Source organism: Shewanella sp. 125m-1, from assembly GCF_052977065.1.
Genome location: NZ_JBRILT010000027.1, coordinates 1 through 22,554, shown reverse-complemented (window position 1 = coordinate 22,554; position 22,554 = coordinate 1). Strand labels below are relative to the sequence as shown.

The window sequence follows — 22,554 nt, the reverse complement described above, 5'->3', positions numbered from 1 at the left end:
TCGCGACTAAAAAGGCTTAATTAAGATAAGCGCTTAACGTGTCTTGCTGGCTCAATAAGCTTTGGTACAAGGTAAACTGATTGGCTGCGCGTTCTACGTTATGCCCTGCATGATGAATTTGAAAATAGACATCACCGTTTAAATGATCGGTTAAGAATCTCACGCCGATCATCAAGCACATCACTCTAGCGCCTAGCCATAGGCTCTTGCGTTCATCATCTGAAAGTACGTCACCTAGCTCACTTAAATAGCCTTTACAGATAGCTCCGAAGATAGACTCCCTCACCTGCACTTTATCAAGCGCGGTAGAATCTTCCTCTTCAGGACTACAGAAAGTACGCACCATGTCGCCAAAGTCATACATCAGATAGCCTTTCATACAGGTATCTAAATCAATAATGGCAAGGCTTGTCATGTCACGCTTATCAAACAGCATATTGTTGATTTTGGTGTCGTTATGGCAAATACGACGAGGAAGCGTTACTTCAACTTGTGCCAGTTCGTGTAGCAGATCTTGCTGCGACAATACGAAATCAATCCAGGTTTGACACTCACTTACCCGGCCATGACTGTCAGCGCTAATCGCCTGCTTGAGTAATTCAATTCGCCCAGGCAGGTGATGAAAATTAGCAATAACATCTTCTATCTGCTCTGCATCAAGTTCTGTTAATGCACTAGAGAAATGGCCAAATGCCTTAGCCGCCATTTCTGCATCCGCACTGCTACCAACCACATCGATGCTGTGGCTAAATGGTAGATAATTAATAGCACGCCAGAAACCTTGCTCACCGAGATCGACACAAAGCTCATCGCTGGCAGTTAGCTCAGGTGACACCACTTTTAATTGGTACTCGCCCGCAGCCACTTTCATTTTTAAGTGCTGACTAATTTTAGCCGCATTGTTCACCAATGCAGACGGCGTTTTGAAGACTTCGGTATTAATTTTTTGCAGTACAAATTCGCTATCAACGCCACGCACCAAAAAAGTATGGTTAATATGGCCATTCCCCAATGGAGACACTTTGGCACTTTCTGCATCAATGCCAAAATGGGACAAAATATTTTGTCTTATAAAATCGATCACCCAACACTCCAGTTATTCTTTTAGATCTCTTTTGCTATCTGGGCTTTTCTCCAGACTTTCCGTGCAAATTGATTACTTAAATGCGCTTAGAACTAATTTGAGCAAAGAGTTTGCTGTAATTTCTGCCTTACCCATTGCACGTCTTCAGGGTAAGTCACCCCGTACCAAGATTCCTTAGCGACACGGACATTAACTACCCGATTAGACACACCGTTTTGCTGCTGGTCTAAACGTGCTTGTACCACTGTTGGAAGATAACATTCCGTTTTTGGCTGATGGCCATTCTCTTTAATAAAGGCGCTAAACTGCTGCTCAATAACATCAAAGATATCAGGCTTAAAGCCCCAGCAGGTCATCGAAACCACGGCATCATCGTCAAGTGTCTTACGTTGCCCGTCTAACGTACCAGTTAAACCCGCTGTATCACAGCGAATATCAAGCCATTCGGCCACATCGACAAGCTTACCCGCCTCAACCTGGCATAAACCTCGGTTAACGCCGCCATTGTCAGAGAGGGTTAAGCCGATTGGGTAAGCGACCATCATCCAGTCATCATTAACAGTGGATAAACCTTCTGCAAGCAGGCTAAAAGCGCTGTCGCCATAAAAATCATCAGCATTGATCACAGCCATAGGTCCATGGACATGGTTCCTTGCACTCCAGAGCGCATGCGCTGTACCCCAAGGCTTCTGGCGCTTTGCAACATCGGCAAACTCACGTGCCTGTACAGGTAAATCGTCTAACGACTGAACGCAGTATTGGCAGGTAAAATCATCACTCAACTTACCCGCTAAGGCTTGATCTAGCATGCTGGCTAACTCTGGACGGATCACCAATACCGCACGAGTGAAGCCTGCTTTATAAGCGCTTAGTAACGATAGCTCCAACATGGTTTCACCCTTTGGTCCAAGCTGCGCTAACTGCTTGTCACCACCAAAGCGGCTGCCTAACCCTGCGGCAAGGATCACTAAGGTTAAATCCTGCTTGTTATTACCCATTTCTCTCTCTCAAACAATGTCACTCTCTTAAACAATGTCACTCTCTTAAACAATGTCACTCTCTCAAACAATGACACTTAAACAACAGCGCACTCTAAACAACAGCGCTCTCAAACGATTAAAGTGCCGCCGTGTGATAAGGCGGAGCAGTTTAATGAGTCTATAGCTTAATTTCCAGCGCTATTGCCTTAAATACCTATGCAGATCCAAGCTTATAATAAGAGTTATAAATAAGTACGGAAAGCGGCGACCTTGCCCAATGCTGCTTGGCTGCCCTTTAAACTAAAGTTATAACCACACAGGCTGACATTACCGCGCCTTGCCATATCAACAATAATCGCTTCGGTATCAAGTGGCGAAAATCGTGCTTCAGTGCCAGTATCTGCCAGTAAATCGACAACTAATGGCCTATATTCGGTACCATTATTAAAACGCAGTCGTGAACATGTTTTATCACCTTTAGCAGTAGCTAGAGACCACAAGTTACTCGCAGCCCCCGTTTCACCCAGCCAGCGTATAATCAATACATCCTCTTCGAGCGCTAAGCTAAATCCATCTGGCATCGATGTCGAAATACGATTAACTGGCGCGAGCCCAGCCGTGTCATCAACCACTTGCGAGCTGCTATCGCTATCGCTAGCACTTTCACTGTCAGCCTCTGATACAGGAATGAGTGACACTAGGCTCACTATTAGCATCAGCCCCACTACAGAGCCTGCAGCAATAAAGACTAACTTTTTATTGGTTTGCAATAGGCCTTGCAGCTGCGCCAAATTAAACGTTACTTGCTTTTTACTTCTGCGAGAACGCTGCACATCGTCTCTGACAGTTTCTGGGCCTTGCTGCACTTCAGCGCGGGGATATACCTCCTCGGTATGACTAACCGCTATCGCCTCTGCTGTCTCAGCACCACCTAGAGTGGGCTCAACTCGAACGCGGCTACCTGCCATTCGGGCTGAGCTTTTGTTGCTCGTCATATCCACAGGCCCCGAATAGCCTTGCACATAATCGACTCTTGAAACGGCAGGTAATACCGCTAAGTAACCAATAGCAAGGCCTGCTGCAACTAGTAGCGACAGCAATAGCATCATGCTGTGAATATGCACCAAGGTGAGCAACACAAGCCAAAACGGCACTAACGTTAACAGCGTAAACTGTTGTGGCTTAGCGCAGTCTCGTAATCTACGTATGCTCGTAAATGCTAATACCGGCGTAAGTAATAGCCCGACAAAGTACAAAGCCAGCGAAGGACTAAAAACCACAACCGCTAGCAATAAAATGAAGTAAATCAGACCACTAATTGCAGCAAAACGCTGACCATTATCTAAACCATTGACACAAAAAAACGACTTAAGCTGCATATTGGTACCGACCTTAACAATATTCTTTAATTCGGCTGCTCCACAATTTATGTAGTTACAGCACACCCTATTTCTATGCCCAGGCGAAAGCATAAAACGTAATGAAGTAGCCTACCCAATTTAGCTCTCAATGTCAGTGTTTTCGGGCAATATTGTCAATTTGTGCCAATAATAAAGCCGTCAACTCACCATGAGCAGAATATCAATTACCATACTAATTCATGCATCTGCGACTAGCGTAAATATCACCCTAGGCTGTATAATGGCTCGCTTAATCTTTTACTCGACCTATTTGGGCTAACCTAGCTCCAATAGTGCCAACATCGGATATGCAGCTCATGACCGCTCGCGGAAACCTATTTATCGTCTCGGCGCCAAGCGGCGCAGGTAAATCATCGCTTATTTCAGCCCTGTTACGAGACCAGCCTGTAGATATGCAAGTTTCAGTTTCGCACACCACAAGACAACCTCGTCCTGGTGAAGAGAACGGTCAGCACTATCATTTCGTCAATCAAGATGAGTTCAAGGGCTTAATTGCCGATGGCGCTTTTTTTGAGTGGGCTGAAGTGTTCGGCAACTATTATGGCACCTCTCGTGTCACGATTGAGCAGACACTCGCGCAAGGTATTGATGTATTTCTCGATATCGACTGGCAGGGGGCTCAGCAAGTTAAACAACTGATGCCTGAATCTATTGGTATTTTTATTCTACCACCGTCAAAAACTGAGCTAGAGCGTCGCCTAACTGGCCGTGGACAAGACAGTGAAGAAGTGATTGCAGGCCGTATGGCACAAGCAGTTTCAGAGATGTCACACTACAATGAATACGACTTCGTTTTAGTCAATGACGATTTCGACAAAGCATTGGCCGATCTTTTAGCGATCATTCGCAGTCAAAGACTAACCTCTGCTAGCCAAATTCATACGCAAAATGGTATGATTAAAGATCTGTTGGCAGACTAACTGTCATCATGTACAATTTTGCGTCATTTTTTCAATCGATTAAACACTGGAGTTTCCAAACATGGCTCGCGTAACTGTAGAAGATGCCGTAAACCAAATCGGCAACCGTTTTGATATGATTCTGGTTGCAGCGCGTCGTGCTCGCCAAATCGCTGTGCAGGGTAAAGACCCTATGGTTGATGAAGAGAACGACAAGCCAACGGTTATCGCCCTGCGCGAAATCGAGCTAGGTTTAGTCACAGCTGATACTTTGGATGCCGATGAGCGCCAAACAGTTCGTGAACGTGAAGCAGCTGAAATTGCTGCTGTTGCTGCCATCGCTGAAGGCCGCAACAACGTCATATAAGGAGTAGAGTCACTTGTATCTGTTTGAAGGTCTCAAGGAGTCTGCGTCAGGTTATTTAGAACCTGAGCAGGTAGAATTACTCAAGCAGGCCTATCAGGTGGCGCGTGATGCCCATGAAGGTCAGATGCGCACGAGTGGCGAACCTTATATTACCCACCCGGTTGCGGTTGCCCGCATCCTGGCCGATATGCGTCTCGATCATGAGACGCTTATGGCTGCCCTCTTGCACGACACTATCGAAGACACCCCGGTAACCAAAGAAGAACTGGCTGAACTATTCAGTGAGTCGATTGCTGAATTGGTTGAAGGCGTCTCTAAGCTAGATAAGCTAAAGTTTCGCGATAAGAAAGAAGCCCAGGCTGAAAACTTCCGCAAAATGATGATGGCGATGACCCAAGATATTCGAGTCATCTTAATCAAGCTTGCCGATAGAACCCACAATATGCGCACCTTAGGTGCACTACGGCCTGATAAGCGCCGTCGCATTGCCCGAGAAACCCTCGAAATTTACGCTCCTATCGCTAACCGTCTTGGTATTCATAATATTAAGAGTGAGTTAGAAGATTTAGGTTTCCAAGCCTACTATCCAATGCGATATCGTGTACTCAAAGAGGTGGTGAAAGCCGCTCGCGGTAACCGTAAAGAGCTTATTCAAAGTATCGAAGCTGCAATCGAAACTCGCCTCGAAGACACAGGTCTTGAAGGTGCGGTAAAAGGTCGCGAAAAAAATCTTTATTCCATCTATAACAAGATGAGCAATAAAGAGCTGCAATTCCAAGAAGTCATGGATATCTATGCCTTTAGAGTCATCGTAGACTCAATCGATACGTGTTATCGCGTGATGGGTGCCATGCACGGCCTTTATAAGCCGCATCCTGGTCGCTTCAAAGATTATATCGCTATCCCTAAAGCTAACGGCTATCAGTCGCTACATACTTCACTTTTTGGTCCTCACGGCGTGCCAGTTGAGATCCAAATTCGTACCGAAGATATGGACCAAATGGCTGATAAAGGGGTCGCGGCTCACTGGCTGTATAAGAAAGGCAGTTCAGCAGAGCAAGGCACGACCACTCAAGTGCGTGCCCGTAAGTGGATGCAAAGCTTGCTAGAACTGCAGCAAAGCGCCAGCACCTCGTTTGAATTTGTTGAGAACTTTAAAACAGAACTCTTTCCTGAAGAGATTTATGTCTTTACCCCTGAAGGCCGTATTTTAGAGCTTCCAGTGGGCGCAACACCGGTCGATTTTGCTTACGAAGTTCACACTGACGTAGGTAATACCTGTGTCGGTGCTAAAGTAAACCGCCAGGCTTACCCATTAAGTCAGCCACTTATCTCCGGTCAAACTGTTGAGATAATTACCGCTAACGGCGCACGCCCGAATGCGGCCTGGCTTAACTTTGTGGTTACCGGTAAAGCACGCGCTAAAATCCGTCAATTACTGAAAAGCTTAAAAGAAGACGATGCTATTTTACTGGGCAAGCGCTTACTCAATCATGCGCTAGGTGAAACTAAGCTCGATAGCTTATCAGCAGAGCAAATTGAAAAAGTCGTTAAAGATACCAAGCATGACACACTCGATGCATTGCTAGCCGATATTGGATTAGGTAATGCCATGAGCATTGTTATCGCTCAGCGTCTTCGCGGCGACCGAGTTGATACCGAAGAGCAAAAAGAAGCTCACACCATGCCTATTCGTGGTGCTGATGGCATGTTGGTCACGTTTGCAAATTGTTGTCGCCCCATTCCGGGTGATGCGGTTATTGCCCACGTGAGCCCAGGCAAAGGCCTTGTGGTTCATATGGAAAGCTGCGCTAACATTCGTGGTTATCAAGGTGAACCTGATAAGTACATTCCTGTGCAGTGGGATAGCGCCGATGGTGTTGAATACCAGGCTAACTTGCGTGTAGAAATCGTTAACCACCAAGGTGCGTTAGCTAAGATCACTTCGATTGTTGCTGCCGAAGGCTCAAATATTCATCACTTAACCACAGAAGAGCGTGATGGGCGTGTTTTCCTCATCAACTTACGTATTTCTGTGCGTGACCGTATTCATTTAGCTAACGTTATGCGTAGAATTAGAGTACTTCCTGAAGTATTACGTACATCTCGAAACCGTTAATTAACGCTGCATCGCACTCAATAAAGACAAGGACAGATCATGGCAGAGAAGATCATCATAGCAACCGACAAAGCGCCTCAAGCAATTGGCACTTACTCTCAAGCAGTTAAAGTTGGTAGCACGGTTTATTTATCAGGCCAGATCCCACTAAATCCTGAGACAATGCAAATTGTTAGCAGTGAGTTTGAAGCGCAAGTTGTTCAAGTATTTGACAACCTAATTGCTGTTTGCGAGGCTGCCGGTGGTTCGCTCAATGATATCGTGAAGCTAAATATCTTTATGACAGACTTGAGCAACTTTGCCACTGTAAACGAAATTATGGGTCGCTACTTTGAGCAACCTTACCCAGCACGTGCCGCAATCGGTGTTAAGCAATTACCGAAAGATTCACTTGTTGAAATGGATGGAGTCATGGAGATCTAATCTTCTATTACTCTTCCAAATGGGCGCTACGGCGCCCTTTTATGATTTAACGCTAACTATCATCGCCAACAGCATTTTACAGAAGCCCATCATGAGTCCTGAACGTTTCGCCCGCATAAACCAGATGCTTGATAACCGCCAACCTGATTTGACCGTATGCTTAGATACCGTACACAAAGGCAATAACATTGCCGCCGTTTTGCGTACCGCAGACGCTGCGGGTATTCATGAAGTGCATGCCGTGTGGTCTGAACTTGAAATGCGCGTATCGGGCAATACCGCATCGGGTAGCCAACAATGGGTTAAGACCCGAGTGCACCAAAGTATGGCGCAAGCAGTCGATGATTTTCGTGGTAAAGAGATGCAAATTCTGGCGACCACCTTTTCTGATACGGCCGTCGATTTTAGAGACATTGATTATACCCGCCCAACCGCCATCATTTTGGGTAATGAACGTGATGGCGTGAGCCCTGAAGGCATCGCTAGCGCCGATCAACATATCATTATCCCTATGATAGGCATGGTGCAATCGCTCAATGTGTCAGTAGCTGCAGCGCTTATTATGTATGAAGCCCAGCGTCAACGCACAGCTGCAGGTATGTACGGTACACGCAAACTTGATGATCCTTACTGTCAAATAAAGCTATTTGAAGAAGGCCACCCAATTTATGCCAAAGCCTGCCGCCGTAAGAAACTGCCTTACCCTGCCATAGATGAAGATGGCCAGATTGTCGCGGATGAGGAATGGTGGCAAAAAATGCGCGCCCCTTCAGACTAAAACTAAGCATAAGGCTAAAGTTAAAGCTCGGGCTCAACCAAAATTAGCAGCACTTAGACCAATCAATATTAAGTGCTGATATTTTGCATCCCTAACAACTCAATCCCCCGCACGTTCAAATCACCCGCTACAAATAACACTCTCAACCCACCACAACAAAATTGTAACACCCGTTTGAAAAAGTTTGTCTTAGATCACATTTTTCGCCATACTCAATATTGCAGCAGCCTGTTAAACGAACGATTAAAACAAAAAACACTGCAACAGGTTGAATTGGAATCAACAATTATCAATATGGAAATGCGATGGAATCTTCTATGAAAACCCCAATTGAGATGCTTGAACATTGGGTTGAAAAACAAGGCGACCAGGTTTATCTAAAGCAGCCTATTGACGGTCAATACAAGACGTTTACCTGGCGCGATGTGCAAACCAAGATGCAGCAAATCGCCGGTGCCCTTAGACATTTAGGCCTAAACCCAGGCGATAAAGTCGCTGTTCTCTCTAAAAACTGTGCCGAATGGTTTATTACCGATCTTGCCCTAATGCACGGCGGCTATATCAGTGTACCAATTTACCCCACGGCGAATGCCGACACTATTCGCTACACCCTTGAGCACAGTGAAGCCAAAGCAATTTTTATCGGTAAGCTAGATTATTGGGCCGACCAAGAAGCGGGCGTTGGTGGCGATATTCTGCGTATTGCCATGCCGTACGACACCATGCCCTCGCAGTACCATTGGGATAAAATGCTTACCTTAGGTCAGCCATTAATTGATGCGCCTTTGCCTACAGCCGAGCAAGTGATGACCATTATCTACACTTCTGGCTCAACCGGTAAGCCTAAAGGTGCGATTCAAAACTTCGCTAGCTACACCTGGACCTGCACCGCAGTTGTGCGCGATCTTAAAACCGGTGTTGAAGATAGATTGCTATCTTATCTACCACTGGCGCACATTACCGAGCGTGTTGCCATTGAAGGCTCATCTTTTTATTCTGGCAGCAGCGTTGCCTTTGTCGAGAGCCTAGATAGCTTTGTGGCCGACGTGCAACGCGCCAGGCCAACGGTATTCTTCTCGGTACCGCGCCTGTGGAGCCTATTTCAAAAGAACATTATCGACAAAATTGGTTACAGTAAGCTTAACTTTTTGCTTAAAGTGCCCATCCTAAGTAGCATCGTTAAACGTAAAATCCATCAAGGATTAGGTTTAGATCATTGCCATTTACTCGGCTCAGGCTCTGCCCCCATCCCACCATCACTTGTTGAGTGGTACCACAAAATTGGCCTCAATATCAGCGAGGCCTGGGGCATGACAGAAAACTGCGCCTATTCCATTATTAACTACCCATTCGATGCCCGTAAAATCGGCTCTGTTGGTCGCGCAGTTGAAGGTTGTGAAGCCAAGTGTTCCGATGTCGGTGAACTGCTAGTTAAGAGTCCTGGCCTAATGCAGGGCTATTATAAACAGGAAGAAGAGAGCGCTAATTGCTTCGATGAAGATGGTTTCTTCCACACTGGTGACTTGTGCACCATTGATGATGAAGGCAATGTCAGCATTACAGGCCGTGTTAAAGACAACTTTAAAACCTCGAAAGGTAAATATGTCGCGCCTGTACCTATCGAGCGCAAACTGGCACAAGACCCACATGTTGAAATGATCTGTGTTATCGGCTCAGGCTTACCTCATCCTGTCGCTTTAGTGCAACTTTCAGAAGGTGCCAATGTGCAACCTCGAGAAGAAGTCAGAGCATCATTAAAAGCCACCGTCGACTCTGTTAACCCCCATCTTGAATCACATGAGACTGTTGATGCGATTGTAATTGTGAGTGAACCTTGGGATGTTGAAAATGATGTATTAACACCGACACTCAAAATAAAGCGCCATGTACTTGAAAAGAAATTTAGTGAAAAAGTAGATGGTGTACGCGGTGGTAAAGTCTGCTGGGAAGATGAAATCTAGATCTTTCAGGGTGTCCAATTAACCCATAACGACACACTTTAAGGTGTGTCGTTTTGTTTTTGTGACAAACAATCAGCAATTAACTAAATTTAATGAGTAAGAAGCAGTTTTTGATTGCGCAATTTTTGAAAGAAACTATTCTTGCCATCCTTTCAAAGAAACCCAAATTATAGAGTTAACCATGTTTATTTTATTGTCGATACTCGGCGGCTTTTTAATTCTAACAATAGGCGCTGAAGCCTTAGTTCGAGGTGCAAGCCAAATTGCACTCAGATTAGGACTTACACCACTTATTATCGGTCTCACTATTGTAGCTTTTGGTACTAGTGCGCCTGAACTCGCTGTAAGTGTAAAGTCAGCTATTGCGGGCAACAGTGGCATTGCATTGGGTAATGTCATTGGCTCAAACATCGCTAACATCGGTCTTATTTTAGGTATTACAGCGCTTATTCGTCCCATTAAGATTGAGTCTCAAATGGTGCGCCGTGATATTCCTATCATGATTGGCGCCTCGCTATTATTTTGGAGCCTATTACTCGATGGCGGTTTAAGCTTCTGGGACGGCGCAATTTTATTTGCGTTACTTGTCGCTTATTTAACTTTCAGCTATTTCACGGCTGAAAAACAAACTGCTGATGACGTTGAAGATACCAAGCAAAATCCAATGTTGTCAGTACTGTTTATTGTTATCGGTATCAGCATGCTTGTTGGCGGCGGTATTTTATTCGTTGATGGCGCGGTGGCTATGGCTAAGTCGTTTGGTATCAGCGAAGTGATTATCGGCTTAACTATCGTTGCTATTGGTACCAGTATGCCTGAGCTTGTCACCTCAATCGTGGCAGCACTTAAAGGCCAGAGTGATATCGCCATTGGTAATGTTGTTGGCTCTAATATCTTCAACGTACTCGGTATTCTAGGTGTGACAGCGCTTATTCACCCTATTATCGGCAGTGAAATTAGTAACCTGGATTGGGCTGCTATGATTGCCTTAGCCGTGCTATTACTGCCATTTGCCTACACAGGTTTACGTATTGGGCGCCGCGAAGCAGGCTTATTAATTGCTGGTTACTTCGCCTATATCGGCTACATAGTATTACAAGCCATATAATTCGCCCTTCCAGCAAATGCTGAAATAAATAGGCCTAACGTGCAATCTGCAAGTTAGGCTTTTTTTGCGTTATTTTCACTGTTATCGCGACACTCATACGCGCAGATTTGCGTAAACCGATATCTCTGATAATATATGTATAAATTTACAGTGTTTGAGTGTTAACCGTTTGCAAAGACTCGATCTTGTTCCTATCACAGAGCTTAAGGGCGTCGCTAAAAAGATGGCCGAGAGATTAGCTAAGCTGAGCATAACAACAGTGCAAGATCTGTTGTTTCATCTGCCGCTGCGCTATGAGGATCGCACTCAAGTCTACCCCATTGCCTCGCTTTACCCGGGCAGTTACGGCACCATCGAAGCCGTCATTCAATCAAGCCAAATTATTCAAGGCCGTAAGCGCATGCTGACCTGTACGGTGCGCGATGATACTGGCAGCTTAACCCTACGCTTTTTTAATTTCTCAGTTGCGCAGCGTAACGGCCTACAGATCGGCATGACCATTCGTGCTTACGGCGAAATTCGCCGTAGTATGCATGGCGTCGAGATTATTCACCCTGAATATAAAGTGATATCTCCCGGTGAAGACCTGCAGCTGAGCGATACACTGACGCCGGTTTACCCCACAACTGAAGGCTTAAAACAAGCAAGTTGGATTAAGCTGACTGAGCAAGCACTTGCCATGCTGGATAATGGCGGCTTACAAGAACTGCTCCCGCCTCACCTGCAGCCAAATAATTTGGATTTAAAGCAAGCATTACAGATCCTGCATCGACCTAATAATCAAGTGTCGTTATTTGAGCTGGAGCAAGGCACCCATCCGGCGCAGCAACGCCTCATTCAAGAAGAATTGCTGGCCCATAACTTGAGCATGCTACGCCTGCGTCAACGTAGTAACCGTGACAAAGCGGTCAGCATGCATGCCACAGGTCAGTTACTTAACCCTTTTTTAGCCTCGCTTCCCTTTAAGCCTACTGGAGCACAACAGCGGGTAGTTGCAGATATAACCCAAGACTTAGCTAAGCATGAGCCTATGATGCGCCTCGTTCAAGGTGATGTGGGTTCGGGTAAAACCTTGGTGGCAGCCTTAGCGGCATTGCAAGCGATAGAAAGCGGTTACCAAGTGGCCATGATGGCACCGACGGAGCTATTAGCCGAACAACACGCGCTAAACTTTGCCAGTTGGTTTGAACCTTTAGGCCTAAAAGTTGGCTGGCTTGCGGGAAAACTAAAAGGTAAGGCCAGAGCGCAATCGTTAGCTGATATTGAATCTGGCGATGCCCACATCGTCATTGGTACCCATGCTATTTTCCAAGAGCAAGTGGTGTTCAATAAGCTGGCGCTGATTATTATCGATGAGCAACATAGATTTGGTGTACATCAACGTTTGGGTTTGCGCGAAAAAGGCATTAGTCAGGGCTTTCATCCGCACCAGCTGATCATGACCGCCACCCCAATTCCGCGAACTTTAGCCATGACCGCCTATGCCGACCTCGACACCTCGATTATCGATGAACTGCCGCCGGGAAGAACGCCGGTTACAACCGTCGCAATTTCTGAGCAACGCCGAGAGGAAGTGATAGACCGAGTCAGACAAGCCGCCATTAACGACAAGCGTCAAACTTACTGGGTATGCACCTTAATCGAAGAGTCTGAAGTGCTCGAATGCCAAGCGGCAGAAGACACAGCAGAAGAACTTAAACGTGCCCTACCCGAGTTAAAGGTTGGCTTAGTTCATGGTCGTATGAAGCCTGCCGAGAAACAGCAGATCATGGCTGACTTTAAAGCCGGCGAGCTAAATTTATTAGTGGCTACAACAGTGATTGAGGTTGGTGTTGACGTACCTAACGCCAGCTTGATGATTATTGAAAACCCTGAACGATTAGGTTTAGCACAGCTGCATCAGCTTAGAGGCCGTGTTGGCCGTGGCGCCGTTGCCAGCCACTGCGTGTTGCTTTATAAGGCGCCGCTATCGGCTACTGCAACCAAAAGGATTGGAGTGCTCAGACAGAGTAATGATGGCTTTGTTATTGCGCAGCAAGATTTAGAGATCCGTGGCCCGGGTGAGGTACTAGGCACAAAACAAACGGGTATCGCCGATATGAAAATTGCCGATCTAATGCGAGATCAGGCACTTATTCCTCATGTACAAAAACTCGCTGTTCACGTTATGCAACAAGCCCCTGCTAGCGTAGACCCGATTATTGAACGCTGGTTAGGCGATCGTGAGCAATTTGTACAAGCATAAGCTGCTATGTCAGTCAGTTTTATAAATTAAATATCCTTAATAGAGCTTCAGACTATAGACAATCTCCTGGATTTTTGCAGAATGGATTGAAGCTATACTTTTATCATTAGTCGTATCACTGCCCAGTGCAGAGGAGTTACAATGCAACTCAGTCAAGAAGATAGAATTTCGCCACAGGAAAAGACCTCTGGCACCAATGGCCTGGCTATTTTGGCTATCGTTGTCGTTGTAGCGCTATCTGCAGGTGGCTACTATTACCTCAGTGGTGATGCTCCAATTGAAGAACCACTCGTTATTGCCCCTGTGGTGATCCCCGACCCAATCCCAGAGCAGCCACTAGAAACCGAAGCTGTGCCAGAGCCTGAAGTCGTTGAAGTTGAAGCGGTACAGCTACCAGAGGTTGATCCTGTAGCTGAAGTCGAGCCTTTACCCGCTTTAGCTGACAGTGATGGCTATGTACACCAGAAAGTGACCGCTATTGCTGATGGTATGGCAATTGAGCCACTATTGATTGAAGACAACATCGTCCGCCAGTTTGTGGTTTTTGTAGATAACTTAGCTCAAGGCGAATTGGCGCGTAAAGTGAGCCCACTGCAAGCCCCAAGCAATAGCTTTACCGTATCTGAAATTGCCAATAAGACCTATATCAACCCAGATAGTTACCATAGGTATGATCTATACGCTGACTTCCTTTCAAGCTTAAATGATCAAGAGTTAGCTAAAACCTATAAAGAGATGACTCCACTACTGAGTGAAGCATTTAGCGAACTAGGCTATCGCAAGACTTCGTTTAATGACCGTATGCTGCAAGCTATCGAGGTGATGTTGGATGCTCCTATTATCGAGCAACCGATTGAATTAGATGGTGTTAGCGTCAACTATCAATTTGTTGACCCCAAGCTAGAAGCCTTGCCTAATGCGCAAAAGTTGATGATTCGTATGGGCCCTGAAAACGCGCGTAAAGTGAAGTCTGCACTGCGCCGGCTCCAGAAGCAATTAAGCTAACGCCAAGTTTTCTCTTCTATATCCTATCAAAAAGCCCTGCATTAACAGGGCTTTTATTCAATTCCAACATTTTATTACCCAATAGCTACCTCCAAGCGACAGCTGTATCATAAAAGGGCTTATTACGCCCACCATTTATGATGTAGAATAATCAGCTTAACCGCTACATTTTGATCGCCAACAGGCACTTGTATCCTGTTCGGTCAAAACTATCTTTTTATTAGTCAGGGCAATACGAAAGGATATTCGTATCTGAGGCGATGCAATTGAAGTTCAGCATTCTTTCATGGGGCGCATGGTCGCCGCACTATCAACACGCTTCAGATTGGCTCAACTGGCCACACGGTGTCATCGATGACGCTATACAACTCAGTGCCGCCCCCAAATTGGCCCATGTGCCAGCTATGCAGCGCAGGCGTCTGAGCAAACTCACCAAAATTATTCTTGAGGCCGTAAACCAATGCTGCCCTGCAGAGCAATGCCGTAGCATTTTTGCCTCCCAACACGGTGAAATTAATCGCACCATTGGCTTACTTAACGATATCGCTGAGCAATCGCCATTATCGCCAACAGGGTTTAGCCAATCGGTACATAATACTGCCAGCGGTATTTTCAGTATTTTAACTGGCAATCAAGCTCAATCGACCTCTATAGCTGCGGGTAGCAACACGTTTTCCCAAGCATTTATCGAATCCTATGGTCAGCTACATGCAGATCCAGAGCCATTATTATTAGTCTATGCTGACGAGCCTGTGCCTGAAGTTTATCGCCAATTTGCCCATGAGCCAGAATGGCCCATAGCAGTGGCTTTTATGCTAGCCCCAGCTAACGACACACAAGATGCACTGGCCACACTAACGTTAACTCCTTTGGATGAACAAGCTGAACTCGACAACGAACTCAGCTTTGCTCTATTGCTATCGAGTTTGGCAGCTCAACACAATATCAGCGGAAATTTGTCTGGTTGGCACTGGGACCTGAGCTGTGACTGAACCCTTTATGAATAAGTCCGCTGCCAATAAGCCCATCAATGACAAGCAGCCTCTGGCTCCCAAACTAATGGGCATAGCTTACGCCCCACGCTGGCTTGGCGGCACCGCTTGCTACATCGCCTTTGGTCTTGGTGGATTGCTAAGTTCACTGACCATATTGCCAATACTTAGATTTTGGCCTGGTAGCCGCCAGCAACGCATTGAGCGCGTACAAAGAGCCGTGCACATCATGTTTAAAGGCTTTGTCAAAATGCTCACTTGGGCCGGCGTTATCAAGGTTACTCACGGAGACTTAAGCCGCCTCAGCAATGCTAAAGGGGTCATTGTCACCGCTAACCATCCAACATTAGTCGATGTGGTTGTGTTAATCAGCTTGATGCCTAATGCTGGTTGCATCGTTAAACAGGGGCTATGGCGTAACCCCTTTTTACGCGGCGTTGTCTCTTGCGCTGGCTATATTCCTAATCGCGGTGCGGAGTTACTTCTGCAAGACTGTAAATCAGTGCTTGAACGCGGCACTAACCTCATCATCTTTCCGGAAGGCACACGCACCAAAATAGGTGAGAAAATTAATGATTTTGCACGTGGGGCCGCCAATATCACTGTGCGTACCCATAGCGATCTGTTGCCTGTATTTTTAAAAACCAATACTGTAGGCCTAAGCAAGCAGCAAAAGTGGTACCAGTTGCCTAGACGGACAATTGGCATGCATGTGGAAATAGGCGAAACCCAGCTCTATTTACGTTATGATGCCGATGCAGGTGGCGACGCAAAGATGGCACGACAACTCACTCGTGACTTAGAAAACTATTATAAACAACAATTAGATAGATACTTATGAGCTTAGATAACGAAATAAAACAACTGATCATCGACTGTCTCGATTTAGAAGACGTCAGTATTGATGATATCGACTCTGACGCCCCACTATTTGGTGAAGGCCTAGGGCTCGATTCTATCGACGCATTAGAACTTGGCTTAGCAATTAAAAAGCAGTTTGATGTGAAAATTGAAGCTAATTCTGATGCAACCAAACAACACTTCTATAGCGTTGCCAGCTTAGTCAGCTTTATTGAGTCACAGCGAGCGTAGGAGAAATTATGCAAAGTCGTGAACAGATCCTTGAAATGCTGACTCAAATTTTAGTCGATGAGTTTGAAATTGACGCGAGTGATATCACCTTAGAAGCCTCTTTGTATGAAGAGCTCGATCTAGACAGCATCGATGCCGTAGATTTGGTGATCAAACTACAGCAAATGACAGGTAAAAAAATTAAACCTGAAGAGTTTAAAGCGGTGAGAACCGTTAACGATGTCGTGTCGGCTATCGAAGGCTTAGTCAAAGAGTAATGCGACTCTTTTTGCAAATAGTGACAAGCTTAGTGGTCATCGCTTATCCACTTGCGGTCTATTTTGGTTTGCACTATTTGCCCGCTGGCACCATTGCGCTCGTCTTATGCGCAATATTAGTCTTACGACTGGTATTACAACAGCAAAAAGTAAAGTCATTGATGTTGCCACTGCTTGTTGGCATCGGCTTAACAGCAGGAAGCTTTGTTGCTAAAGAGAATAATTGGTTACTGTTTTATCCTGTGGTGATTAACCTCACCATGCTGGGTCTTTTTGGTTACTCACTAAAACATGGCCCTAGCATGATAGAAAGGCTAGCCAGACTGAAAGAACCCGACCTGCCCGATGAGGCTATCGGTTATCTCAATAGCGTCACCTTAATTTGGTGCGGCTTATTTATCTTTAATGGCTCGATGGCGCTCTATACAGCGCTGTATACCAGCATCGAAACGTGGACGCTTTATAACGGGCTAATCGCCTACTTGCTCATAGGGTCGCTACTTGGTGGCGAGTGGTTATATCGAACATTTTGGTTAAAAAAGTCATGACGAATCTACTTAAATCTTGGCTATGCCAAGGGCCTACTGCTCAACAGCTAATTAGCTTCAATCATCACGATATTGTAACGGGAGCGGCCTTTACTGCTCAAGTCGCACAATTGCATCGACAGTTAAGTGATTCCGATTCCAAACGCTGGCTACTTAGCTGTGAAAGCAGTGACCTTTTTGCCGTCGGACTCTGCGCCGGGTTACTTGCCGGTAAACAGATAATCCTGCCTGCCAATACTCAAGCTGGCACCTTGAGTGAACTCACTCACGAGTATGATGGCGTGCTCGCCAACATGCCAATTTGTGAAGGTAAGGCGTTTTTACGTCTCGATAAAGATCTCAATCCGACTGCGAGTGACTGGCCACAAACACAAAATTGGGGCGAACTGGTACTCTTTACCTCAGGTAGCAGCGGTAGGCCAAAACGCGTAGCCAAAACCATTGAGCAACTCGACGCCGAAGTCAGCGTGCTTGAGCATACTTTTGCCCAGCACCTGCCTCATTGCAGCGTAATATCGACCGTGACTCATCAGCATATTTATGGCTTGTTATTCAAAGTTCTTTGGCCACTCGCTGCCAGTCGCCCCTTTTTGAGCGATCTGGTTGAATACCCTGAAACCTTAAGCTACTACGCGAACCTGTTTCCAAACCTCTGTTTGATCAGCAGTCCTGCCCAGCTGTCTCGATTGCCCGACGCTCTCGATAATGAGCGACAACTGCGTTCACCTAGCTTAGTGTTCAGCTCTGGCGGACCATTGAGCTTTGAAGCATCACAAGGTGTCGCTAACTGTTACGGTCAAGCGCCTATCGAGGTATTTGGCAGCACAGAAACCGGTGGCATCGCCTACCGTCGTCAACACCAGCCTAATGCAAACTGGCAAGCTTTCGCGCCAATTGAGATCCAACAAGCGCAAAGTGATGGTGCGCTGATGCTAAAATCACCTTACCTACCTGATAATGAATGGCTAAAGTGTGATGACAAAATTGATCTGCAAGCCGATGGCACTTTTTCTCTGCAGGGGCGCTTAGACCGCATTATTAAAGTTGAAGAGAAACGCCTGTCATTGGTACAGATGGAGTCACTATTAGAGAGCCATCCCTATGTCGCACAAGCGGCATTGGTGATGTTAGAGCAACCTAGAGTGCAACTCGGCGCCGCTATAACGCTTTCCCCTCTGGGCATGGAACAACTCGAAGCTAAGGGTAAACTCGCGCTAAATAACCAACTCAAAAACCACTTGCTCAGCCAATTTGAGCGGGTCACGCTACCAAGGCGTTGGCGTTACCCTGAAGCCTTACCGCTTAATCCGCAAGGTAAGCGGGTACACGCAAACATGTTAGCCCTGTTCGATATCGATAAGTTTAAGAGCAAATGATTACCTCTACATTGCCCACCATTATCAGCCATAACAATGAGAATGACTCTGTCACCTGGCGGCTAGAGATTGCTGCCGACCTCGTGTATTTCAATGGCCACTTTCCAGAGCAACCCGTGTTGCCGGGTGTCACTCAGCTCGACTGGGCGATAAAGCTTGGCTGCGCGCATTTTGGTTACCCGGTCAATGTTGCCAGCCTAGAAGTACTTAAATTTCAACAACTGATGCTACCTAACTCCCAGGTAGACCTGACCATTAGCCATAATCCCGCCAAGGCCAAACTGGTATTTACCTATAGCGATGGCGATAAACGTTTCGCATCGGGGCGTATTGCACTCAGTAACGAAGCGGTGCAGGCCATCAACAGTACGGACAATAACTAATGCGGCTCGCTCTGGTTATCCCCAACTATAATCACCGCGGTGCCATTGAACGTACCCTAGAGCAATTAGCGGCTTTTAATCTACCTTGTTATTTAGTTAACGATGGCAGCGACGACGAAACGCGCTTCTTGCTGATCGAGCTGGCTGAAAAATATGACTGGGTGACCCTGCTTCACCACCCATATAACCGGGGTAAAGGCGCTGCAGTAATGACCGGACTACGAACCGCATATGCAGAGGGTTACACCCACGCCCTGCAGGTAGATGCCGATGGTCAACACGATTTAAACGATATACCCGCCATGATAGCCCAGGCCGAGTCGACTCCAGAGGCGCTTATTTCTGGCTTGCCGCAATATGACGAATCCGTGCCGAAAGGCCGATTATACGGCCGTTACATCACTCACTTTTGGGTATGGATAGAAACGTTAAGTTTCGATATTCAAGACTCCATGTGCGGCTTTCGTGTCTATCCGCTCGAGGCAACCGAGAAACTGTTTTTAAGCCATGCCTTAGGCGAGCGCATGGACTTTGATATTGAAGTCTTAGTGCGTCTTTACTGGCAAGGCGTGCCAGTGATTCATTTGCCAACCCGAGTGATCTACCCAGAAGATGGCGTGAGTCATTTTCAAGGGGTTAAAGATAACGTGCGTATCTCATTGATGCACAGCAAACTCTTCTTTGGCATGTTGCTGCGTCAACCGAAAAAGCTTTATCGAAAGCTGCAGCAAAAGCTCACAAGTTCAGGCCAGAATAAGCATTGGTCGAGCATGGGTGAGCGCGGCAGTTACTGGGGAATTAAGCTACTTGCAGAAAGCTACCGCTTAGGGGGGCACTGGCTTTGCCGCGCTATCATGTATCCGGTGATCATCTATTTTTTCATTACCGGCACCACGGCAAGAACCGCTTCTAAGCAATTTTTAACTCATGTGAAGCTTAAGCAACCCAATCATCCACAGCTGGGTGAGCCACTGAGCTGGCGCGACAGCCTGAAGCACTTTTTCGCCTTTGGTAATGCCGCGTTAGACCGAATTGACGCTTGGTGCGATCGCATCAAGCTCGAACAGGTCGATTTTCCTAATCGAGAAATGCTAGCCAATCAATTACTCGCGGGCAATGGCGCGGTATTACTGGTATCGCACTTAGGTAACTTAGAGCTGTGCCGCGCAATATCAATCCACCAGCGCCAAGTCAAAGTCAACGTCATGGTGCTGACGCAAAATGCCGAGAACTTTAATAAGGTGCTCAAGCAGCTCAACCCCGACAGCTCACTAAACCTCATCCAGGTCACCGAATTAGGCCCTAGTACTTCGATTTTGCTACAACAAAAAATTGAAGCGGGGGAATTGGTTGTCATTGCAGGCGATAGAACCTCGTCACAGACTGCTGGTCGCGTGATTTACCAAGACTTTTTAGGCGAGCCAGCTGCATTCCCTCAAGGGCCATTCATTTTGGCCGGGCTACTTGATTGCCCGGTTTATACCATGTTCTGCCTACGGCAAAATGGCCGCTACCATGTGCATTTAGAGCATTTCGCTAACACCTTAAAAGGCCCTAGAGCCGGGAGAAGTGAGCGAATCGAGCAAGCCGTTAACGAATTTAGTCGTCGCTTAGCGCATTTTGCGCTTAAAGAGCCACTGCAATGGTTTAATTTTTATGATTTTTGGCGCAAGGACGAAGAGTTCCAACGAGCCAATGTGCAATGCAAGCAGAGCAATAGTTGCGATATAAAGGACAAGCAAAGCAAATGACCCAACAAACCACTTATAACCCTAGCAAGCAAACAGTTGAATTTGGCTACAATAGTCTGGCACTTGAAGATGTGGTTGCTATTGCCAAAGGGGCACAAGCTAAGCTTAACCAAACCGCTGAGTATCAGGCCTATATTCAAAAAGGCGCGCGGTTTATCGATAGCCTACTGAAAGAAGAAGGCGTCGTATATGGGGTAACCACAGGTTATGGCGACTCTTGTACCGTGACCGTTGGGCTCGATTTAGTCCACGAACTCCCACTGCATCTGACCCGTTTTCACGGCTGCGGTATGGGCGATATTCTGTCTCCTATGCAGGCTCGCGCAGTAATGGCGTGCCGCCTAAGCTCACTCGCTGTAGGCAAGTCAGGCGTCACTTACGAGCTGCTTAAGCGTATAGAAACCCTGCTTAACCTCAACATCACCCCGGTGATCCCTGAAGAAGGCTCAGTGGGCGCGAGCGGCGACTTAACGCCACTGTCTTACCTTGCGGCAGTACTTGTAGGTGAGCGTGATGTGATTTACCAGGGTGAGCGACGTCCAACCAGTGACGTATATAAAGAACTTAATATCGTGCCGCTCACGCTACGCCCTAAAGAGGGCTTAGCACTGATGAACGGTACTGCGGTTATGACCGCCCTTGCTTGTTTAGCTTACGATCGAGCGCAGTACGTGGCGCGTCTTGCCAGTCGTATTACTGCTATGGCGTCGCTGACACTTAAAGGTAACTCGAACCACTTCGACGAAATTTTATTTGCCGCAAAGCCTCATCCAGGGCAAAACCAGATTGCCGCTTGGATCCGTGAAGACTTAAACCATCACATTCACCCTCGCAACTCTGACAGACTGCAAGACAGGTATTCGATCCGCTGTGCACCGCACGTGATTGGAGTACTGCAAGATGCGCTACCGTTTATGCGCCAGTTTATTGAAACCGAGCTTAACAGCGCTAACGACAACCCAATTGTCGACGGTGAAGGTGAGCACATTCTACATGGTGGGCACTTCTACGGCGGGCATATTGCCTTTGCCATGGATGCGATGAAAAACGCAGTGGCTAACATTGCCGATCTTATCGACCGCCAGATGGCGCTGGTGATGGATCAAAAGTTCAACAATGGTCTACCAGCAAATCTTTCAGGCGCTAAAGGCAAACGTAAAGCGATTAACCACGGCTTTAAAGCGGTACAGATTGGCGTATCGGCCTGGACGGCTGAAGCGCTTAAAAACACCATGCCAGCCAGTGTATTCTCTCGCTCCACCGAATGTCATAACCAAGACAAGGTCAGCATGGGCACTATCTCAGCCCGTGACTGTATGCGCATATTACAGCTAACCGAGCAAGTAGCTGCTGCTGCGCTATTAGCCATGTCTCAGGGCATTCGTCTGCGAATAGCGCAGGAAGAATTGGTGCCCAGCTCAATTACCCCGTCACTGGGCAAGACCTTAGCGCAAGTCGAAGCCGATTTTGAGCTACTGACCGAAGACAGACCACTAGAGCAGACACTGCGTTTAACCGTCGATAAGATCCAAAGTGGCTACTGGGAAGTATGCTAGTGAGAAGAGCGCTAATGAAGGGCATTTTACACGCAGAGATGGAAGTCGAAATCCCGTTTCACGACGTGGACTCGATGGGCTATTACTGTTGGCATGGCTTATCTGTTCGAACAGTTTCACTTGGAGTTTCCCAATGAAGGGCATTTTACACGCAGAGATGGAAGTCGAAATCCCGTTTCACGACGTGGACTCGATGGGCTATTACTGTT

21 protein-coding genes and 1 pseudogene are annotated in these 22,554 nt (G+C 46.7%); 19 read left to right on the top strand and 3 right to left on the bottom strand.

Annotated elements, in window-relative coordinates; translation table 11 throughout:
* Positions 1-16 precede the first annotated feature (16 nt).
* The 3 genes from ACVBIK_RS12805 to ACVBIK_RS12795 all read right to left on the bottom strand — a co-directional run bounded on the left by ACVBIK_RS12805 (position 17) and on the right by ACVBIK_RS12795 (position 3,443).
* Entirely contained in the window at positions 17-1,084 is a 1,068-nt protein-coding gene (locus tag ACVBIK_RS12805) for a phosphotransferase enzyme family protein (RefSeq protein ID WP_447169826.1), read from the bottom strand.
* A gap of 92 nt (positions 1,085-1,176) precedes the next feature.
* Positions 1,177-2,082: an NTP transferase domain-containing protein gene (locus ACVBIK_RS12800; RefSeq protein ID WP_447161768.1), complete on the bottom strand. Its 906-nt coding sequence runs from the start codon at positions 2,080-2,082 to the stop codon at positions 1,177-1,179.
* A gap of 224 nt (positions 2,083-2,306) precedes the next feature.
* Entirely contained in the window at positions 2,307-3,443 is a 1,137-nt protein-coding gene (locus ACVBIK_RS12795; RefSeq protein ID WP_447163474.1) for a DUF805 domain-containing protein, read from the bottom strand.
* Between the two features lie 338 nt (positions 3,444-3,781).
* On the opposite strand from ACVBIK_RS12795, the gene gmk reads away from it, so the two are divergent.
* The 19 genes and pseudogenes from gmk to ACVBIK_RS12700 all read left to right on the top strand — a co-directional run.
* Complete coding sequence (gmk, locus tag ACVBIK_RS12790) at positions 3,782-4,405, top strand: guanylate kinase (protein WP_447161770.1); 624 nt, start codon at positions 3,782-3,784, stop codon at positions 4,403-4,405.
* A gap of 61 nt (positions 4,406-4,466) precedes the next feature.
* The gene (rpoZ, locus tag ACVBIK_RS12785; protein WP_447161771.1) at positions 4,467-4,751 is read left to right on the top strand and encodes a DNA-directed RNA polymerase subunit omega; all 285 of its coding nucleotides are present in this window, start codon (positions 4,467-4,469) and stop codon (positions 4,749-4,751) included.
* A gap of 13 nt (positions 4,752-4,764) precedes the next feature.
* A complete protein-coding gene (gene spoT / locus ACVBIK_RS12780; protein WP_447161772.1) occupies positions 4,765-6,870 on the top strand; it encodes a bifunctional GTP diphosphokinase/guanosine-3',5'-bis pyrophosphate 3'-pyrophosphohydrolase in 2,106 nt (701 codons plus the stop codon).
* Positions 6,871-6,909: 39 nt separating this feature from the next.
* The gene (locus ACVBIK_RS12775) at positions 6,910-7,293 is read left to right on the top strand and encodes a RidA family protein (RefSeq protein ID WP_447161773.1); all 384 of its coding nucleotides are present in this window, start codon (positions 6,910-6,912) and stop codon (positions 7,291-7,293) included.
* A 91-nt stretch (positions 7,294-7,384) separates the two neighbouring features.
* The gene (trmH, locus tag ACVBIK_RS12770; RefSeq protein WP_447169825.1) at positions 7,385-8,071 is read left to right on the top strand and encodes a tRNA (guanosine(18)-2'-O)-methyltransferase TrmH; all 687 of its coding nucleotides are present in this window, start codon (positions 7,385-7,387) and stop codon (positions 8,069-8,071) included.
* Positions 8,072-8,376: 305 nt separating this feature from the next.
* Positions 8,377-10,032 (top strand): AMP-binding protein, encoded by a 1,656-nt coding sequence (locus ACVBIK_RS12765; RefSeq protein ID WP_447169824.1) that lies wholly within the window; start codon positions 8,377-8,379, stop codon positions 10,030-10,032.
* 181 nt (positions 10,033-10,213) lie between these two features.
* Positions 10,214-11,140 carry a calcium/sodium antiporter gene (locus ACVBIK_RS12760; RefSeq protein WP_447161776.1) on the top strand — a complete coding sequence of 309 codons (927 nt, stop codon included), beginning with the start codon at positions 10,214-10,216 and terminating at the stop codon, positions 11,138-11,140.
* 169 nt (positions 11,141-11,309) lie between these two features.
* Complete coding sequence (gene recG / locus ACVBIK_RS12755; protein WP_447169823.1) at positions 11,310-13,385, top strand: ATP-dependent DNA helicase RecG; 2,076 nt, start codon at positions 11,310-11,312, stop codon at positions 13,383-13,385.
* A 141-nt stretch (positions 13,386-13,526) separates the two neighbouring features.
* Positions 13,527-14,390 (top strand): DUF3014 domain-containing protein, encoded by an 864-nt coding sequence (locus ACVBIK_RS12750; protein WP_447169822.1) that lies wholly within the window; start codon positions 13,527-13,529, stop codon positions 14,388-14,390.
* Between the two features lie 260 nt (positions 14,391-14,650).
* Positions 14,651-15,382, top strand: a complete 732-nt coding sequence (locus tag ACVBIK_RS12745) for a beta-ketoacyl synthase chain length factor (RefSeq protein ID WP_447161779.1) — start codon at positions 14,651-14,653, stop codon at positions 15,380-15,382.
* A gap of 67 nt (positions 15,383-15,449) precedes the next feature.
* Positions 15,450-16,223, top strand: coding sequence for a lysophospholipid acyltransferase family protein (locus ACVBIK_RS12740; protein ID WP_447169846.1), 774 nt, complete (start codon positions 15,450-15,452; stop codon positions 16,221-16,223).
* Positions 16,220-16,474: a phosphopantetheine-binding protein gene (locus ACVBIK_RS12735; protein WP_447161780.1), complete on the top strand. Its 255-nt coding sequence runs from the start codon at positions 16,220-16,222 to the stop codon at positions 16,472-16,474. Before ACVBIK_RS12740 ends, ACVBIK_RS12735 begins: the two co-directional genes overlap by 4 nt.
* Before the next feature lie 8 nt (positions 16,475-16,482).
* Positions 16,483-16,731: an acyl carrier protein gene (locus tag ACVBIK_RS12730; protein ID WP_447161781.1), complete on the top strand. Its 249-nt coding sequence runs from the start codon at positions 16,483-16,485 to the stop codon at positions 16,729-16,731.
* Positions 16,731-17,279 carry a hypothetical protein gene (locus ACVBIK_RS12725; RefSeq protein WP_447163479.1) on the top strand — a complete coding sequence of 183 codons (549 nt, stop codon included), beginning with the start codon at positions 16,731-16,733 and terminating at the stop codon, positions 17,277-17,279. The genes ACVBIK_RS12730 and ACVBIK_RS12725 overlap by 1 nt, the downstream gene beginning before the upstream one ends.
* A complete protein-coding gene (locus ACVBIK_RS12720) occupies positions 17,276-18,655 on the top strand; it encodes an AMP-binding protein (protein WP_447163480.1) in 1,380 nt (459 codons plus the stop codon). Before ACVBIK_RS12725 ends, ACVBIK_RS12720 begins: the two co-directional genes overlap by 4 nt.
* Positions 18,652-19,038 (top strand): ApeI family dehydratase, encoded by a 387-nt coding sequence (locus tag ACVBIK_RS12715; RefSeq protein WP_447169821.1) that lies wholly within the window; start codon positions 18,652-18,654, stop codon positions 19,036-19,038. Before ACVBIK_RS12720 ends, ACVBIK_RS12715 begins: the two co-directional genes overlap by 4 nt.
* The gene (locus ACVBIK_RS12710) at positions 19,038-20,789 is read left to right on the top strand and encodes a glycosyltransferase family 2 protein (protein ID WP_447169820.1); all 1,752 of its coding nucleotides are present in this window, start codon (positions 19,038-19,040) and stop codon (positions 20,787-20,789) included. Before ACVBIK_RS12715 ends, ACVBIK_RS12710 begins: the two co-directional genes overlap by 1 nt.
* Complete coding sequence (locus tag ACVBIK_RS12705; RefSeq protein ID WP_447169819.1) at positions 20,786-22,345, top strand: HAL/PAL/TAL family ammonia-lyase; 1,560 nt, start codon at positions 20,786-20,788, stop codon at positions 22,343-22,345. The genes ACVBIK_RS12710 and ACVBIK_RS12705 overlap by 4 nt, the downstream gene beginning before the upstream one ends.
* 14 nt (positions 22,346-22,359) lie before the next feature.
* Positions 22,360-22,455: pseudogene (locus ACVBIK_RS12700) on the top strand (acyl-CoA thioesterase); the annotation flags it as partial.
* Positions 22,456-22,554 lie beyond the last annotated feature (99 nt).